Consider the following 16,595-nt stretch of genomic DNA (forward strand, 5'->3'; position numbering starts at 1 on the left):
TCAGCTCCTTCCGTATTGCGCGCTGACTTCCACCGGACGATCGAGGTAGATGTAGAGAGGACGCGCCGTCCCCTCCACCGCTTCGCGCGAGATCACGACTTGCTCGACGCCTTCGAGGCCCGGGAGGTCGAACATGGTCTCGAGCAGAATGCTCTCGAGGATTGAACGAAGGCCGCGCGCACCGGTCTTACGCTCGATCGCCTTGCGGGCGACCGCGCCAAGCGCCTCGTCGGCGAAAGTCAGCTCGATGTTCTCCATCCCGAAGAGCCGATGATACTGCTTAACGAGCGCGTTCTTCGGATCAGTGAGGATCTTCCTCAGCGAGGTCTCGTCCAGATCCTCCAGCGTCGCGACAACTGGCAGACGGCCGACGAATTCCGGTATCAGACCGTACTTCAGAAGGTCTTCCGGCTCGACGTGACGGAAGATCTCGCCGGTGCGGCGGTCTTCCAGCGCAAGTACCTGGGCGGCGAAGCCGATCGAGGTCGAGCGCCCGCGCGCGGAGATGATCTTCTCGAGGCCGGCGAACGCGCCGCCGCAGATGAAGAGGATGTTGGTGGTGTCCACCTGCAGGAACTCCTGCTCCGGATGCTTGCGGCCGCCCTTCGGCGGAACAGAAGCAACCGTGCCTTCGATGATCTTGAGCAGGGCCTGCTGCACGCCCTCGCCCGACACGTCGCGAGTGATCGACGGATTCTCCAACTTGCGGCTGATCTTGTCGATTTCGTCGATATAGACGATGCCGCGCTGGGCACGCTCAACGTTGTAGTCGGCGGCCTGCAACAGCTTTAGGATGATGCTCTCGACGTCCTCACCGACATAGCCGGCCTCGGTCAGCGTGGTGGCATCCGCCATCGTGAATGGCACGTCGAGGATGCGGGCGAGCGTCTGCGCCAGCAGCGTCTTGCCCGCACCTGTCGGTCCGATCAGCAGGATGTTCGACTTCGCGAGCTCGACGTCGCTGTGCTTGGTCTGGTGATTGAGGCGCTTGTAGTGGTTGTGCACCGCGACCGACAGGACCTTCTTCGCATGGCTCTGGCCGATCACGTAGTCGTCAAGGACCTTGCGGATATCCCTCGGGGTCGGGACGCCGTCACGCGACTTCGCCGGCGAGGACATGTTCTCCTCTCGGATCATTTCCACGCAGATTTCGACGCATTCGTCGCAGATGAACGCCGTCGGCCCCGCGATGACCTTGCGGACTTCGTGCTGGCTCTGGTCGCAGAAGGAGCAGTACAGCGTATTTTGTGAAAGTGAATGAACTGCCATGGCGACCTCAATGCACCTTGGCGAGCACGAAAGTGAAGGGAACAACAAACAGTTCCCCGCCCTGCTCGTCGCTCACATGCAGGACCCAGTCACGCCAATCCTCGAGGCTGCGCTCGTCGATCAAGGATCGCACGATGCGGGTTGCATGATCGCACGCCTCAGCGAGGTCATCCACCAAGGCGCCGCGACGATCGACGAACACCTTCTTCGTGTTGGAGCAGTGGAAGTAGACTTGGGTCATGTTCAGCCTCTTCAAATGGGGCGGGGTAGCCCGGAGATCTCAGCGCTCCTGGTCTCCCCGACGGCGCGGCACCAAAGGCAGAAGCAGTGATGCCTTAAACATTTCGAACCACATCCAGGCGGTCATGAGTGGCAACAGGATCATCTACGCACCTCCTGGGTTGCTGTTTTTGAGACGTAGTGAGGTTCAGCCGCCGCACTTCGTCGCCAACAGGTCATTGAAAGCGTTGATCACGGAATCGAGCGCAGCCAGAGCCCGCGCGCCGTCGACGCGGCTGGCGGACACCTGCCTTCGCACCACGGACTCATAGAATGAAGCGGCGTATGCGCGGCAAATCTTCTCGTTGTCGGCGGCGTCAACTTGTTTGCTGTTGACAGTCGCCAACCGCACGCAAGAGGTGTCGATGTGATTAATCGCCGTACAATCCGCCGCAACCGCTGGAATCGCGGATGCGTTGATCGCGGCAAACGCGACGATAACGGCTATTCTCCTCATGATTGAACTCCGCAACACCAATTGTCTCGCACAAGCGTACGGTTCTGCACGTCTCTGTTCTATTGCACGCGTGTCGTTCCGAGTACGGCAGTGGTTGCCCTACTTAAACCTTGGCTTAGACGGGGCGAGTGGCGGTTTCGGATGCAGCAGGGGGCGCCCTCCCTGGCGGAAAGGCGGCGCCAAGCTCATCTGCTGGCGGATGCGAGCCTGCACATTCTTGCTAATGGCCCGCCTTTTACGGCGACGATGGGCTGGGGATGCAGCCTGGTCGTGCCGAAGCTTCGCCGACCAATCCGAAGAAGCTCGTCTCAAGTTCGGCGCGAACGTTTTGCAGGAGCGTTCGTCTATCGCCGTCGCGGATCGTGACAGTTGCAGTCAAGCCCGACACAAGCGGCACGCCGGGCGGCACATTATCGATCGCAATCCGGACTGGCACGCGCTGCGCCAAGCGTACCCATGTGTAAACGGGATCGACGTTTGGCAACCCTTGCGTGGAAGCCGCGGCATTGGACACACTGACGCCACGCGTCACCGTCGCGATGTGACCAATGATTGGCGCGGAGTAACCCATCAGCTTTGCCTCGGCGCGGTCCCCCACGCACAGCCGGGCTAGTTTGGTTTCCTCGAAATAGCCGTCGACCCAGTAGCTGTCCGTGTCGATGATCGAAACATTTGCGGCACCGAGATGCGCGTAATCTCCTTCTCGCAGCAGAAGGTTGGTCACAATTCCGTTCACCGGGCTCCGCACTTCAGTGCGCTTCAGATTGATCTCTGCCTGCCGCACCTGCTGTTGAGCCGAATCGACGGCCGCCTTTGCCTGCAACGCATTTCCCTCGTAGATTTGCTTCTCTTCGGTGCTGCTCGCCAGATCTGACAACCGTCGCCGGCGCTCGGACTGCAGTTCCTTCACGCTCAGGTCGGCCATCCTTTGCTGCAACGCCGCCTTGTTCGTGCGCAGCGCGACGTCGAAGTCGAAGGAATCGACGACGTACAAGATGTCACCCTTATGAACGAATTGATTGTCGACGATGCGCAACTCCATGATCTTGCCAGAGATTTCTGGTGCAACGCTCGCAACCTGAACCCGGACGCGCCCATCCCGTGTCCAGGGCCCGGCATTGTATTGATCCCAAGTCACGAGAGCGACAAGCACCGCAGCAACTGCGATGACGGCTGTCGCTATCTTGCGCAGCAGAGACCGCACGGTTCGCAAGGCGCGGCCTCGCCGCAGCGCCGTGGACTTTCCGGAGGACGAGACGATCGGCTTATCGCGTAGATCAGCTTCCGATACCCTTCGCGCGACGTCGTCGAGTTCTCCGGCATGGCGAGGCCATGCGTCACCGACATCCGGCGACGAGTGCGCAACGAATGCATGCACCTCCTCCTGCTGAAAGACTTCATTATCAATGGTCCCACTCATGGCCATCTCCTCTAGAATAGCAGCATTGCAAAGCCGAGAATCGCTACGTACAGACTTAGCTCTGCAATCGAGGCGTGACTGAACATCTTCGCGAAGCCGATGACGTGCAGAAGCGGTCGAAGGACAACGACGACGGCAAGAGCCGCTGCCAAATAAGTTACAAACGGCGCCAGCAGAACGCCTCCGATGACCAGCTCTGGAAAGGTGTGTGCCATCAGGTTGCCTTTGCGGATTCGACGCCACGGCCTGCATCGCGAAGCCGGACCATCGCCGATTGGTCGAAGCAAGAAAGCATTTCGGTAAGGGCACGGCTGTCCTGCGCTCCTCCGGCGGAAAGAAATTGCTCGATTCGCGAAGCGGCACGGAACATTGCCTCCTCAGGAGCTTCGTCATTCGGGGGACCCCGCCGCCGAAGCTCGCTGCGAGCCTCCGCAAGCAGCCACGTCCTGCGTTTGTCATCGGAGACGGGCGGAATCAGGATCTGTGCCGCAAGCAGGAGCGCCGCGGCTGCGCCGATGAATACGCACGTGAAGAGGAAGGCCTGCGGATTGTAGGTCTGCGGATTACTCGGCGCGAGCATGAGCATGATGTAAGGTAGACTGACGCGACCGAGCGATGACCAGAGAAGATTTTTGGAGGTCATAAGGAGTGCTGCCCCGACCGTAAAAGGCGCAAGAGCGATGGCCAGCAGCGGTAAGGCGTCGGCGCCATTGAGGATGATGAACTCGAGTACGCCGGCCAGCAAAGCAGCGATCGGCGTACCGATCAGCGCGATCGCGGTGAACGCGCGCGGCTTCGGTGTTGTGGCGCCCAGTCCGATGATCAACACGACAAAAGACAGCGAAACGCTGGCCGCGGGCCACCCAGCCCAGACGTAGATCATCGAGGCGATCGCACACCATAAAGCGGCGCGCACTCCGCTTTCGGCGGCAATCCGATAGGAACGGTACAAGGGCGCCCGCCACAATCGCGACGGCCAATTGACTGACTTCAGGGCCAACAGACCCTGTCGAACCTCCTGGTCCCGTCGAAACAAATCGCTTTGTGCCGAGACGTCAGGTTCGGCGTCGCTGCTTTGGGCGCGACCGCTGCTCAAGGTCCGGGCTGCCTGCAATTCTGCGACGAGACCAACTGCCAGGCTACGCGCGGCTGCGCTCCTGACGGGTCCGCTGCTCGATTCCAGAGCCACACTCGCCATTTCGGGACGGAGCGTTACGATGTCCCGGAGCAGGGTCAGGAAGGTCGACGAGTTGTCTGGTTCGCCGTGGAAGGCTGCGCTTGCATATTTGCGGACGCGGTGATGGATCGCTGCGAGCTGCGCGACCAACCGCGATTGACGGTCGGGAGCAAACATCAATGTATTGACAACCGCTATCGAAAGAATGCCGACCGCAATCGCGGCGCCACGCGACATGCCGGATTCGAACACGTGCTGCGGGTTATCGATCTGCTGTGTCGCTATGAATCCGACGGTGTAGCCGGACAGCACCGCTGCATAAGCCCGATAGCCGTCCAGAAGCTTTGCCGCAAAGACACAAATACCAAGCCACATCGCAAACGCCGCCAGGATCAGATCCCTCGCCTGCGAAAAGAAGCCGGTAATTGCGATTGACGCTGCGACGCCCACGACAGTGGCGAGCAATCGAAAACCCGCCTTTTCCAATGCCTGACCGCGGGTCGGCTCGGCGAGGACCGCAATGGTAAGGGCGGCCGTGGTCGGCGCTTCAAGCTGCAGCCAAAAGCTCACGAACAAGGCCAGGATCGTGGCGAGCCAAACGCGGACCGCGAAGCTCCAAGAACTGACGGGTACCTTCGCTACGGTGAACGGTTGCTCTGCCATTGTCGCGACCACGGTAGTGCCTCTGCGGATGCTTCGCCATTCGCGCTCAGTTACCGCGTTTCGGCGCCTCGACGGAGGCGACGAAGCAGTAGCCGCGTCCGGGAATGTTGACGATGAACCGATGCCCGTCCCGGCCGTCACGCAGTGCGCGACGCAGCGCGGACATATGGACCGTGAGGTTGGCAGGCTCGACGAAAATATTGGGCCAGACTCGAGCCATCAGATCCTGTTTGCTAACCAGCTCACCGCGGCGTTCCAGCAAAGCAATCAGGATCTCCAGAGCCCGGCTTCCGAGAGGCACGGGCTTATCGCCTTCCAGCAGAAGATATTGCGTCGGAACCAGGCGAAACGGTCCGAACAAAACGTCGGCTGGAGCAGCACCGGCCGATCCGGTTCGGTTCTCGAAGAGTTCTTGGGCGGTATCCGGAGTTTGAGCGGCGCCTCTCGCGTCAAGTTCCGATTCGGGATGAAATTGCGCCAAGCGTCCGAAGGCAGCAGTCGATCCTGGCATCATGACCTCGCGTGCTCTGGCAGGACTAATCCCGCAAAGATGCTCGTGAGGCGCAATGTGATGGTTTGGAGTGCGGCGGGCTATTGCACCCGGGTGGCGCGCACGACAGATTTGGCTGCGTCAACTGAACCTAAATTTACAGATCGCGGCGCCTTGCCGGGAACCCCAAGAGGCGCGCCCACCGTGCAACTTCGCGCAAGGATGCAGTTAGGAACGTTGCGACTTGTCGGGCACCAGCTTGAGCCTGTCAGCCATCCGACCGAGTTCGGGCAGTGAGCCGGCTTGCATTTTCTGCATCGCCCTGCTGCGATGCACTTTCACCGTGGCCTCGGCGATACCGATATCGTGGGCAATCTGTTTGCTCAGGCGGCCGCGAGCGACCTGAACCACGATCTCGCGCTCCCTGGGGCTCAGCGAGCTGAAACGTTCCCTCAGAGCAGACAGATCTTTGTCATTCTCCCGCCGCGCACGATCACGGGACAGACCAAGCTGAATAGCGTCGAGCAGATCCTGATCGCGGAATGGCTTGGTCAGGAACTCGATGGCGCCCCGCTTCATGGCCTGCACGGACATCGGGATGTCGCCGTGTCCCGTCACAAATATGATCGGAATATCTCTGTTTGCCGCAGCGAGCTCGCGCTGAAAATCCAGGCCGCTCTGGCCGGGCATCCTGATATCGAGCACCAGGCAGGAGGGGCAATCCGGTGGATCGGACTTCAGGAAGTCGGGAACTGAGGCAAATAGCTGAACGTCGATGCCGAGCGATCGCAAGAGCCGCCCGACCGACGCTCGGAGGTCCGGATCGTCGTCGATGACCAACACGGTGGAAGTTGCGTCAGACATCGCTGTTGCTCAAAGAGATCGCTAAATCAGCCGGTGTCCTGGTTTGCGGCCAGATCGCGGATTTCTAGTCCTAAACCCGGAACCTGAATAGCCCCATTTTTCCCGGAGCATACGCGCGGGGTTCCAAAGTTTACCCAATACTGAGGCGGTTCGCCCCGTCGACCGCGCTGGTCCGCTTTGGCGGGATGTCTGCGGCTATCTGATAGCTGCGGAGCGACGCCCCGGCAGTTCATGCACCCCACGCGCGTTCAACGTTCGCGGCCACTCGAGCCAATGCCCTGGCTGCATCATCGCGCGAAGCCTTCTCGGCACGCCGCTCGTAGTCGTCGGCGAGGGCTTTGAGCTGGGTCGCAACCACTCGATCAGTCATGGTTCTGGCGGCGCGGAGCAACGTCTCTGCTGTTTTGAGATACTGCTTGCCTCGCTGTGATATCTGAAGCGTCATGACATCCTCGCGCGGCTTTCGGGCGAATGGTCAAACGCGATTTGCAGCCAGCCCATCCAATTGCCGTCACTTTGGCGGCGAGCCTTGAGGCGATCGACGCACTTCCTTGAGCAAAGCGGGGTTCGCCACGAATAATGCCGGACGAGGCCAAACTTGCCCTCACAGATTGCGCATCGCGTGGCCTTGTGAGCCCCGTGACTTTTGAAGCGATCAGGCATTGTTCTCTCCCTTGGTCTGATGCGTCTTTCGTTCGCAGGCAGACTTAGGAGATCGTCACGAGCAGCTCAATTGAGCGCAGGTCGAGGTCGGGCATCCAAATGGGGCACGAAACCGATACGAAGGCTTACGATGCTCGGACGTGGTCCCAAGTCGCCAATTATGATCTCGGCGCGCCGTCCGTCAGCCAAAGTCCCGATCAGAAGTCATTGGCGGCCAAGCTTCGCAAGTATCGTCGGGATAAGCCAAAGTTTACGGGGCACCAGCATCGCATCGGTGGCATTCTTGACAAAAATCAAGCAGTTCCACGCGGAGCTACGGCAGAGTTAGGCCTCCAGTACGACGGTGCTAGGAATGGCCATAGGCGGCACGATGAAAAAGGTGTTGGTTTCGATCGTCGATGACGATCGGTTCTTTCGTGACTCCATGTGCAGGCTCATGAGATCGCTGGGCTATGCGGTCGACATTTTCTCCTCTGCAGCGGAATTTCTCGCTTCCCCGCGCCTCGCCGATACAGCCTGCCTGATCGCCGACATCCATATGCCTGCCATGACCGGGCTCGAACTCTATCGATATCTTATCGACACAGGCCACGCGATTCCGACAATCCTCGTGACTGCGTTTCCCAATGACGCCGATCAGGCCCGCGCTGCAAATGACGGGGCCGTGTGTTACCTGCGCAAGCCGGTGGATGACGAGCATCTCGCGCGATGTGTCCGCGAAGCTCTCAGTTTGGACGGCTCGGAATCGTGAGCTCTTCGTGAGCGCCGGGCAAGGTGAACTGGAATGCAGCGCCGCGAGGCGCGTTCGCTTCCGCCCATAGCCGACCCCCATGAGCATCGATGATGGACCGGCAGATGGACAGCCCCATGCCTGATCCACTGGGCTTAGTGGTGTAGAAGGCCTCAAAGACCCGATCGAGATGCGCCGGATCAATGCCCGGCCCGGAATCGCGCACGGCCACCAGGGCGCCTGCCTGGTCCTGCTCGGTGCTGATCAACAGCTGCCTTGCTCCCTCTTCAACCGAGCTCATTGCTTCAGCCGCGTTGAGGATCAGGTTCAACAAGACTTGTTGCAGCTGAATGCGGTCGCCCAGAACTGGAAGCAATGCCGCCGCAAGCCTGGTTTGGACGGAGACACCATTCTGGTTGGTCACGCTTCGTGCCAATATGATCACTTCGTTGATTGCCGCGTTGAGATCAAAACGTTCTTTTCGCGGCGGTGCTTTCTTGATTTGCTCTCGGATGCGATCGATGATGTCCCCGGATCGATCTGCGTCCGCAACGACGCAGGAAAGGGCCTCCCGGACCTCGCCAAGGTCTGGCGGCTGCATCCTCAGAAAATTCTGCGCCGCCCGGGCATTGTTGCGCGCGCTGGCGATCGGTTGCGCGATCTCGTGAGAGAGCGAGGCTGCCAGTTCTCCCATCACACTCACGCGGTTCATGTGCGCGAGATCCGACTGCATCTGCTGCAACCGCGCCAGCGCTTGTGTTCGATCCTCGATGTCAGTAGACGACCCGTACCATTTGACAATGTTGCCCAACTCATCGCGCAGCGGCACGCCTCGAAACAAAAACCGGCGATATTCACCATCGAAGCGGCGAAGTCGGGCTTCGAGCTCGCCGGGCATGCCGGACTCCCGTATTGCAGTCCACTTCTGCAACATGCCCTTCTTGTCTTCCGGATGAAAGGCGCGAGGCCAGCCGGTTTCGGCCTGGTCCAATTTGAGGCCGGTGTAGTCGAGGGCCGGTTGATTGAGGAAGTCGGGAATCCCATCCGGGCTGGCGCGCCAGACCAATGCTGGAATTGTGTCGACGACCAGTCGGAAGCGATCTTCTGATTTCTTGATTTCGTCGAAGGCCTTTTGCAGCGCCTCATTTGCGAGGTGCTGCTCGGTAACATCGATATGCGTACTAACCACTTCGACTACCTCGCCATCCGTTCCGAGCAAGGGATGCCCGACGGAATGTACGTACTTGATCGCTCCGTCTGGAAGTGCAATGCGAAAATCAACTTCGCGGCCTGCTTTCTCTTGAACCGCCTGCTGCGCCAATTCGATGACCCGCTCTCTGTCCTCGGGAACAATACGATCATAGAAGGGCTGGGGTGATCCTATGTCGTTCTTCGGATCGAATCCAAAAAGGCGGTATACTTCGGACGATAAATACACAAACTCTCGACGGCGCACATCCAAGGCCCAGCTGCTGGTATGACTCAAGCGTTGGGCTTCGGCCAAATAGGCTTCGCTGCGACGCAGCGCCTCCTCCGCGCGTTTGCGCTCGGTTAGATCGAGCACGAACGCCAGCCCCTCGTTGCCTCCGTCCTTGAACATCGTGGCGGCACCAACGAGCACGGGAACGCGGCTACCGTCTTTCCGGAAATATTCCTTCTCGAAGGGCTGAGCGATTCCGGTCGAGATCATTTCTGCCCAAATACGCTCGTCGGCTTCGCGCCATTCCGGCGGAGTCAGGTCGGTCAAGCTGCGACCCAAGACGAGGTCCTCACGGCTATATCCCAGCATACGTAAAAACGCGTCATTGGCTTCAAGGATCCGACGTTCGCGATCAGCAATGATTATCCCGATGATGTTGGCGTCAACCAAATGTCGGATTTTCCGTTCGCGATCTGCGAGATCATGATATAGCCGCGAGTTTTCAAGCGAGATGGCCGCTTGCGACGCAAGCACCTTCAGCAAGGCGACGCGGTCGGGCGTGAAAACGTTCGGCGTCAGATTGTTCTCGAGATAGAGAATCGCCGTGAGCTTTCCCTGATTGATCAATGGCAAGCTGAGAATAGAGCGGACATGCCCCTGAAGCAGATAGGGATCAGAAAATGCCTGCTGAGATGAAGCGTCGTCGAGAATCACCATTTCATGCGTCCGCATTCCATAGCGAACCAACGACTCCGGCAACGCGGCTGTGCTGTAGAAGCCATCGCGCAGATGCACGGTGACATTCTCGCCGCTAGCGATCGCATCCGCCTGTATCTGCAGCTCATCACCTCGCGGGACAATCAGAAGGCCTCGTTCGGCGCCCGCGTGCTTAAGGGCTGCGCGCATGAGTTTGTCGATGAGCTTTTCCAGCACCATCTCGCCAGAGAGCGCCTGCGAGACCTCGATCATCGTTGCGAGATCGAGATGTTCGACCGGTGCCTCGATCGTACCCATTGGACCCCGCGTGCGCTCGTCCTGCCTCAGCCGCGGATGGAACTCGTCGAGTTGCCGCACCTTTCCGTCGGCGCCCCATCGCAGATAGCCCCGCCGCGCGCTTCCCAGGTAGTGATGCGCGATCTCCTCGAGGCCGCGCGCTGCGTAGAAGCGGCCGGCCAGCTCGCAGGCGAGCGCCTCATTGTGGACAAAGCCGTTAGTGCGTGCCGATGCGATGGCGCGCTCGTATAGGTCCATGGCGTCGAGCGGACGCCCCTCGATCCGGGCAATCTCGGCAGCGAGCAGCGTTGCACGATCCTCGAAATTCTCTGGGCAATTCACCGCCAACGCCCGAAGCTCTCGCTCGTGCGCGCCAAGTGCTTCTCGATGCCTGGCGTAGGGGTCGGGACCCACAGGTTCGCACTGTGCGGCGCGGCACAGGCCAGCATAGAAATGGCATTCCGCCTTCTCAGCTGGGAAGAGCGCCAGCCCCGGCGAGGTCGCGTACCATTGCTCTGCCTTTTCGGCGGCCTCGATCGCCGAGACGTAGTCGCCGGCGAAGAGGCGCGCCTGGAGCTTGCGGATCCAGTAGAAGCATTCCAGAAAGACGCGAGCGGGTTGCCCCGTGCAGCGCTCTTCGAAAGAGCGCTCCGTGAATTCACCGTTGTCGAGGGAGCCAAACTTCGTGGTTTTACCGCGCAGGGTTCGGGCGAGCCCGATCGGCGCGGAAAGTCTGTCGAGGAAAAATCCGTACCTCTGTACGAACTCTAATGCGTCCTGGCCTTCCCGCTCGAATTGGTCGAGTGGATGGCCCAGGGCAAGAAGGATGCTGCTGAGACCGCGGGACGCGAATGCGGCATAGGCAGGGTCGCCGTTCTCCTTCGCCATCTGGAAGGCGCGACGTGAGGGTTCGATGCCCTCCCTGAGTGGTCGTGTCCACGGAACCACGATCGCAAAGGCCGTATAGGTCCGAGCCCCAAAGTACGTCAATCCGCGGCGTTCGAGCAGATCGCAAGCCACTCTTCCAAATCGATAGGCTTCATCATAGTGGCCAAAGCGGGGACCGGCGATCATCGCCGTTACTGCGTAGTTCAACAGTGATCCTTCACCGTTGCCGTGCTCCAGGCTGAGATTGACGGCCATGCAGGCGCTGAGTGCGAACAAGTTCGGGTCGGTGTACAGTGCCGGGAGAACCAGGCTGGTGAGCAAATCGAGCGTCGCGCGGGCCTGCGGATCCCGAATTAGCGGCAGGTCAAAAAGGTCCTCGATCGTGCGATCTCCGAGCAGGACCCAGATGCGCTCGTACTCGCGGCGCGCTTCCGCCTCGGTCGGATGCGCCGACCAATCGATGCCTACATGCCGCAAGCATTCCAGGGCAACCGCGACCACCCTCTCGGCCGCCCCAAGGATTACGTACAGATCCACGCGCCGCTGCGCCACGATGCATCGTTGAACGTTGTCGACAGTGCGCGTTGCCAACGCCGCCAGCCGCTGCTCGGCGGCTTGCAGTGCCCCGGTACAGACTTCGCAGTCGGCGGCGTGCAGCTCCGACTCAAAGGCCAGTTCCTGCCGGCGTTGCCATGCGTCCTGGGGCAACAGCGTCGCACCGGCGGTGAGATAAGCCAGCGCGGAGGCATACGCCGACGACGCCTTGGCGCGCTTGCCGGCGGCCAGGTTCAGCTCGGCGAGTTGCTCACGTTCCTCTGGTGACGTTATCAGCCGCGAGCCACGGTTGAGCTGGTTGACGATCTCGAAGATCGTCTCGTCGCGCCTTTCCGGCGGCGTCTGCGCCAAAAGCAGCCGGCCGATTGCCAAATGCCCCTCGGCGCGCGCGTTTTCCGGGATCAGGGCATAGGCGGCTTCCTGCACGCGGTCGTGAATGAATTTGTAGGAGCGATCAACGCCGTCGATCAATTGTTGACGCCGGGCCTCCCAGAGAGCCGCGTGCACCCCTTCCTCGGACGTCCCCACAATGATCGAAAGCATCGTAACGTCGGCGACATGACCAAGGCAAGCGAGATGCTGCAACGCTCCCTGCGTGCCGAGCGGCAGCCGCGTCAGCTTCGCGGCCAGGAGCTCCACGACGTTGTCGGTATATTGCTTGGCGTGGATGCCTTCGAGGTCCCAGGACCATCGCTCCCCCTCGTGATCGAATGCCAGGAGACCTTCGCCGGCGAGCGCGTGAAGAAATTGGATCACAAAGAAAGGATTCCCATCGGTCTTCGCGTGCACCAACCCCGCGAGCTGGGCGGCCAGCTCTGCGTCGCAGCGGAGCGAGTCCGCGACAAGTTCTTCCAGGTGTTCGGTTCTCAGCGAAGCAAGTTTGATATCCTGCACTCTTCCGGTTGCCCGAATCGTCTCCAGCTTACGCATGAGCGGATGTGCTGCGGTGACCTCGTTATCGCGGAAGGCGCCGACGAGGAGAAGATTGCGGAGATCGGACCGGTTCAACAGGTCTTCCACGAGGTCAAGCGTCGCCGCGTCGAGCCATTGCAAGTCATCGAGGAAGAGCGCCAGGGGATGTTCAGGTCGGGCGAAGACACCGATGAACTGTCGAAACACGAGCTGGAAGCGCCGTTGCGCGTCTTGTGGCGGAAGCTCCGGGACCGGCGGTGGCTCTCCAACGATTAGCCTGACGTCAGGAACGAGATCCACAATCAGTCCTGCGTTCGGTCCCAGCGCTTCCCGCAATGCGTCGCGCCAAGGCGCAAGGTCGGCTTCGCTCTTGCCGAGCAGCGGCCGGACCAGGCTCTGAAAGGCTTGTGCCAGCGTCGCGTAGGGAATGTCGCGTTTGTACTGGTCGAACTTGCCGGAAGCGAAAAGGCCTCGCGGCGGTACCAGCACCGGCTGCAGCTCGTTGACGACCGAGGATTTGCCCACGCCGGAATAGCCCGAAACCAGAACCAATTCCGGGGCGCCACCGTTGACGACGCGATCGAAGGAGGCGAGCAGGGTCTCAACCTCGCGCCGCCGCCCGTAGAGTTTCTCGGCGATCAGCAGCCGGTCGGGTGTATCGTGTTCGCCCAATGGAAAGTTTTGGATCCGGCCCTGCGCCTGCCATTCGACCAGGCAGCTGCGAAGATCGCTTTCGAGGCCGGCCGCCGTTTGATAGCGGTCTTCGGCCCTCTTCGCGAGCAGCTTCATGACGATCGCCGAGACGGTGCCAGGGATTTCTTTCAGCCGCTCGACCGGCGGCACGGGCTGCCTAGCGAGATGGCAATGTACCCATTCCATCGGCTCAGCAGCGGTGAACGGCAAAGCACCGGTGAGCATTTGGTAGAAAGTGACGCCGAGCGCGTACAGATCGCTCCGGGAATCGATTGACCGATTCATCCGCCCGGTCTGCTCGGGCGCCATGTAGGCAAGCGTGCCGGCGATCGTCTCGGGGGGGTGAGGCGACTGACGTTCGCGCGCGAAGCGCGAGGTGATCCCGAACCCGGTCAGCCGCACTTCGCCGGTTGCCTCGTTTAACAGGATGTTGGTTGGCTTGATATCTTTGTGAACGAGCCCGCGCTGGTGAAGCTTGCCCAGAGCCGAGGCAATCGTGCAGCCGAGGCGCAACAAGCGCCCCATATCCATGGGCACGCCGAGCAACCGCTCGAGCGGCTCGCCCGCATCATCGAGCACCAGCATGGTTCGACCGGCGTCGCGCACGAGGTCCAGCGGCCGCACAGCCCACGCCCTGTCGAGTTCGTCCTTCAGTTCGTATTCGTGCGTGAGCCGATCGAGACATGATCGCGACGGGTGGTCAGCAGCAGGAGCAACAAGCAGCACTGCGCGCCGCTTGCCCTCATCGTCCAGTCGCCAGCCGCGGTGAAAGACGCGTTCGCTGTCTCTCCACAGGACCTGAGGGTCACCGTCCGAGTACGCCAGGTTCGACGAATGCGGCACCATCATCAGCCTCCGGCATCCGTGCTCCGAGTTAAGGTCGGTCAACCAAGTTTTAGGTGCGCCATGGGCCCGGCCTCTCTCTCGGGCCCGCAGAAATCGTACCGCATTGCCTGAGAAATTCCAGCCGCCCGTTCGTTTTGTCTGATCCGAAATGCGTGGAACCCCGCCGCCTGCTTAGCAGCGATTTGGCACGATTTGCCGGGCTTTACTCGCGATGGCGGCCGATGTGGGTCAGATAGGGACGAGCGAAGGCCACGTGAGAGAAGACAACTGCGACAGCCGAAGGAAAGACCATGACGACAATCGAAGCCACCAAATCGAAGACCTCATCCGGCACCACCCGTTCCGGCCGACTGTTCGTTCTCGAACTGAGCGGAGACCGCATTCACTCGATGAATCCCGATGGTTCCGACCGCAAGATCATCGTCAAGGATGGCCGCCTCCCGGATGGCATCGTCGTGGATGTCGAGGCTGGTCACATCTATTGGACCAACATGGGCGTTCCCCCTCTCAACGACGGCTCCATCGAGCGCGCCGACCTCGACGGTGGGAACCGCAAGGTCATCGTCCCTCAGGGCGTCATCCACACGCCGAAGCAGATGCACCTCGATAAGGAGAACGGCAAGCTCTATTGGTGCGACCGCGAGGGCATGCGCGTGATGCGCGCCAATCTCGACGGCTCGCAGGTCGAGACGCTGGTCCAAACCGGCCACGGCGACAACGATGCGCGCGATCAAAACCTGTGGTGCGTCGGGATCACCATCGATCCGAAGTTCAAGAAAATCTACTGGACGCAGAAGGGCCCCGACAATGGCGAGCAGGGCCGCATCTTCCGCGCCAACATCGAGATCCCGAAGGGCGAGACCCCGACGAACCGTTCCGACATCGAGGTGCTGTTCGATCGTCTGCCGGAGCCGATCGACCTCGAACTCGATGTGGCGAACCGTGTCCTCTACTGGACCGATCGCGGCGATCCGCCGCGCGGCAACACCGTCAATCGCGCGCCCGTCGACACAAAGGCCGATCCGGAGATTGTTGTCACGCATTTGATGGAAGGCATCGGCATCGCCCTCGACGTGCCCGGCAACCGGATGTTCGTCACCGACTTCGCCGGCTCGGTCTATTCCGCCGACCTCGATGGCAAGAACGTGCGCAACTTCCTCTACGCCCAGGGCAACCTCACCGGCATCGCCTACGCCGAAGTCTGAAAAAGCCGAACAGGAGAATCAAACCATGTCGAATACCAAACCCATTCGCCGCATCGCCATCATCGGCACCGGCGTGATCGGCGCGAGCTGGGCCTCGCTGTTCCTCGCCAAAGGATTGCAGGTTATCGCAACCGACCCCGCGCCGAACGCGGAGGCCTCGCTTCGCAAGTTCGTGGACACGGCCTGGCCAGCTCTCAAGCGGCTGGGCCTGTCGGCGGGAGCATCGCAGTCGAACCTCAAGTTCACGGCAGATCTCACACAGGCGGTCGCTGGCGTCGACCTCGTTCAGGAGAACGGCCCCGAGCGGATTGATTTCAAGCAGAAGCTCTATGGGCAGCTCGACGAGCTACTGGCTCCCGAAGTGATCATTGCATCGAGCTCGTCGGGGCTCACCATGAGCGAGATCCAGAAAGGCGCCGCGGCGCACCCCGAGCGCTGCGTCATCGGTCATCCGTTCAATCCGCCGCACCTGATCCCGCTGACCGAGATCGTCGGCGGAGCCAAGACCTCGGAAGCGACAATCCAGCGCGTGGAGGAATTCTACACGTCCATCGGGCAAAAGACGGTGCGCGTCAAGAAGGAGCTGCCCGGCCACGTCGCCAACCGGCTGCAGTCCGCAGTGGCTCGCGAGGTCTACTATCTTGTCGCCGAGGGCGTGGTGAGCGCCGCCGACGTCGACACCGCCCTCTCCTGGGGCCCGGGCCTGCGCTGGGGAATCATGGGCAACTTGATGCTCAATCACCTCGGCGGCGGCCCGGGTGGCATCGAGCACTTCTTCCATCAGTTCTCGGGGCCGATGACGGCCTGGTGGAAGACGCTCGGCTCGCCGGTGCTGACGCCGGACGTGCAGCAGAAGCTGATCGACAGCGTCCACGCGGAAGTCGGATCGCGCACCATTGCGGAGCTGGAGGCGGAGCGCGACGAAGTCCTTCTCGGCCTGCTCGAACTGCGCAAGAAGGCCGCCAAGTCGACCCAGACGAAATCGATCGAGCCAGTTGCGTAAGCCCAAGCGGGTTCTGCGCATTCATCTGAGAACCGAAAAGCGCGCCGGTGCGCATTGCGCCGGCTCGC

Annotated in this window: 13 protein-coding genes; 3 read left to right on the forward strand and 10 right to left on the reverse strand. The window is 60.8% G+C overall.

All coding sequences use genetic code 11. The features are described 5' to 3' along the window. The 9 genes from clpX to QQL28_RS04155 form a co-directional block, all read right to left on the reverse strand. Complete coding sequence (clpX, locus tag QQL28_RS04115) at positions 1-1,269, reverse strand: ATP-dependent Clp protease ATP-binding subunit ClpX (RefSeq protein WP_284261381.1); 1,269 nt, start codon at positions 1,267-1,269, stop codon at positions 1-3. 7 nt (positions 1,270-1,276) lie between these two features. After that, positions 1,277-1,510, reverse strand: coding sequence for a DUF6894 family protein (locus tag QQL28_RS04120; RefSeq protein WP_284261383.1), 234 nt, complete (start codon positions 1,508-1,510; stop codon positions 1,277-1,279). Between the two features lie 186 nt (positions 1,511-1,696). Then, entirely contained in the window at positions 1,697-2,005 is a 309-nt protein-coding gene (locus QQL28_RS04125; protein ID WP_284261385.1) for a hypothetical protein, read from the reverse strand. A 235-nt stretch (positions 2,006-2,240) separates the two neighbouring features. Then, positions 2,241-3,425: an HlyD family secretion protein gene (locus tag QQL28_RS04130; protein ID WP_284261389.1), complete on the reverse strand. Its 1,185-nt coding sequence runs from the start codon at positions 3,423-3,425 to the stop codon at positions 2,241-2,243. Positions 3,426-3,436: 11 nt separating this feature from the next. Next, positions 3,437-3,640, reverse strand: a complete 204-nt coding sequence (locus QQL28_RS04135; protein ID WP_284261393.1) for a DUF1656 domain-containing protein — start codon at positions 3,638-3,640, stop codon at positions 3,437-3,439. Next, positions 3,640-5,265: an FUSC family protein gene (locus tag QQL28_RS04140; RefSeq protein WP_284261395.1), complete on the reverse strand. Its 1,626-nt coding sequence runs from the start codon at positions 5,263-5,265 to the stop codon at positions 3,640-3,642. The genes QQL28_RS04135 and QQL28_RS04140 overlap by 1 nt, the downstream gene beginning before the upstream one ends. Positions 5,266-5,311: 46 nt before the next feature. Beyond that, positions 5,312-5,779 (reverse strand): winged helix-turn-helix domain-containing protein, encoded by a 468-nt coding sequence (locus QQL28_RS04145; protein ID WP_284261396.1) that lies wholly within the window; start codon positions 5,777-5,779, stop codon positions 5,312-5,314. A gap of 204 nt (positions 5,780-5,983) precedes the next feature. Continuing rightward, the gene (locus QQL28_RS04150) at positions 5,984-6,619 is read right to left on the reverse strand and encodes a response regulator transcription factor (protein WP_284261398.1); all 636 of its coding nucleotides are present in this window, start codon (positions 6,617-6,619) and stop codon (positions 5,984-5,986) included. Positions 6,620-6,848: 229 nt separating this feature from the next. Further along, positions 6,849-7,064: a hypothetical protein gene (locus QQL28_RS04155; RefSeq protein WP_284261400.1), complete on the reverse strand. Its 216-nt coding sequence runs from the start codon at positions 7,062-7,064 to the stop codon at positions 6,849-6,851. Positions 7,065-7,634: 570 nt separating this feature from the next. Between QQL28_RS04155 and QQL28_RS04160 the strand changes: the two genes are divergently transcribed. Next, entirely contained in the window at positions 7,635-8,033 is a 399-nt protein-coding gene (locus QQL28_RS04160; protein WP_284261402.1) for a response regulator transcription factor, read from the forward strand. Here QQL28_RS04160 and QQL28_RS04165 read toward each other — a convergent pair. Then, the gene (locus tag QQL28_RS04165) at positions 8,008-14,319 is read right to left on the reverse strand and encodes an AAA family ATPase (protein ID WP_284261560.1); all 6,312 of its coding nucleotides are present in this window, start codon (positions 14,317-14,319) and stop codon (positions 8,008-8,010) included. The genes QQL28_RS04160 and QQL28_RS04165 overlap by 26 nt on opposite strands. Before the next feature lie 290 nt (positions 14,320-14,609). Between QQL28_RS04165 and QQL28_RS04170 the strand changes: the two genes are divergently transcribed. Then, positions 14,610-15,524: a 3-hydroxyacyl-CoA dehydrogenase gene (locus QQL28_RS04170; RefSeq protein ID WP_284261404.1), complete on the forward strand. Its 915-nt coding sequence runs from the start codon at positions 14,610-14,612 to the stop codon at positions 15,522-15,524. Between the two features lie 25 nt (positions 15,525-15,549). Beyond that, positions 15,550-16,527, forward strand: coding sequence for a 3-hydroxyacyl-CoA dehydrogenase NAD-binding domain-containing protein (locus QQL28_RS04175; RefSeq protein WP_284261406.1), 978 nt, complete (start codon positions 15,550-15,552; stop codon positions 16,525-16,527). Positions 16,528-16,595: the final 68 nt, after the last annotated feature.

The organism is Bradyrhizobium iriomotense (genome assembly GCF_030160715.1).
GTDB classification, from domain to species: Bacteria; Pseudomonadota; Alphaproteobacteria; order Rhizobiales; family Xanthobacteraceae; genus Bradyrhizobium; species Bradyrhizobium iriomotense.

Bases quoted from the DNA above. Each gene is read 5' to 3' on its own strand.
- clpX (WP_284261381.1), bottom strand. From the start codon at position 1,269: ATGGCAGTTCATTCACTTTCACAAAATACGCTGTACTGCTCCTTCTGC.
- QQL28_RS04120 (WP_284261383.1), bottom strand. From the start codon at position 1,510: ATGACCCAAGTCTACTTCCACTGCTCCAACACGAAGAAGGTGTTCGTC.
- QQL28_RS04125 (WP_284261385.1), bottom strand. From the start codon at position 2,005: ATGAGGAGAATAGCCGTTATCGTCGCGTTTGCCGCGATCAACGCATCC.
- QQL28_RS04130 (WP_284261389.1), bottom strand. From the start codon at position 3,425: ATGAGTGGGACCATTGATAATGAAGTCTTTCAGCAGGAGGAGGTGCAT.
- QQL28_RS04135 (WP_284261393.1), bottom strand. From the start codon at position 3,640: ATGGCACACACCTTTCCAGAGCTGGTCATCGGAGGCGTTCTGCTGGCG.
- QQL28_RS04140 (WP_284261395.1), bottom strand. From the start codon at position 5,265: ATGGCAGAGCAACCGTTCACCGTAGCGAAGGTACCCGTCAGTTCTTGG.
- QQL28_RS04145 (WP_284261396.1), bottom strand. From the start codon at position 5,779: ATGATGCCAGGATCGACTGCTGCCTTCGGACGCTTGGCGCAATTTCAT.
- QQL28_RS04150 (WP_284261398.1), bottom strand. From the start codon at position 6,619: ATGTCTGACGCAACTTCCACCGTGTTGGTCATCGACGACGATCCGGAC.
- QQL28_RS04155 (WP_284261400.1), bottom strand. From the start codon at position 7,064: ATGACGCTTCAGATATCACAGCGAGGCAAGCAGTATCTCAAAACAGCA.
- QQL28_RS04160 (WP_284261402.1), top strand. From the start codon at position 7,635: ATGGCCATAGGCGGCACGATGAAAAAGGTGTTGGTTTCGATCGTCGAT.
- QQL28_RS04165 (WP_284261560.1), bottom strand. From the start codon at position 14,319: ATGGTGCCGCATTCGTCGAACCTGGCGTACTCGGACGGTGACCCTCAG.
- QQL28_RS04170 (WP_284261404.1), top strand. From the start codon at position 14,610: ATGACGACAATCGAAGCCACCAAATCGAAGACCTCATCCGGCACCACC.
- QQL28_RS04175 (WP_284261406.1), top strand. From the start codon at position 15,550: ATGTCGAATACCAAACCCATTCGCCGCATCGCCATCATCGGCACCGGC.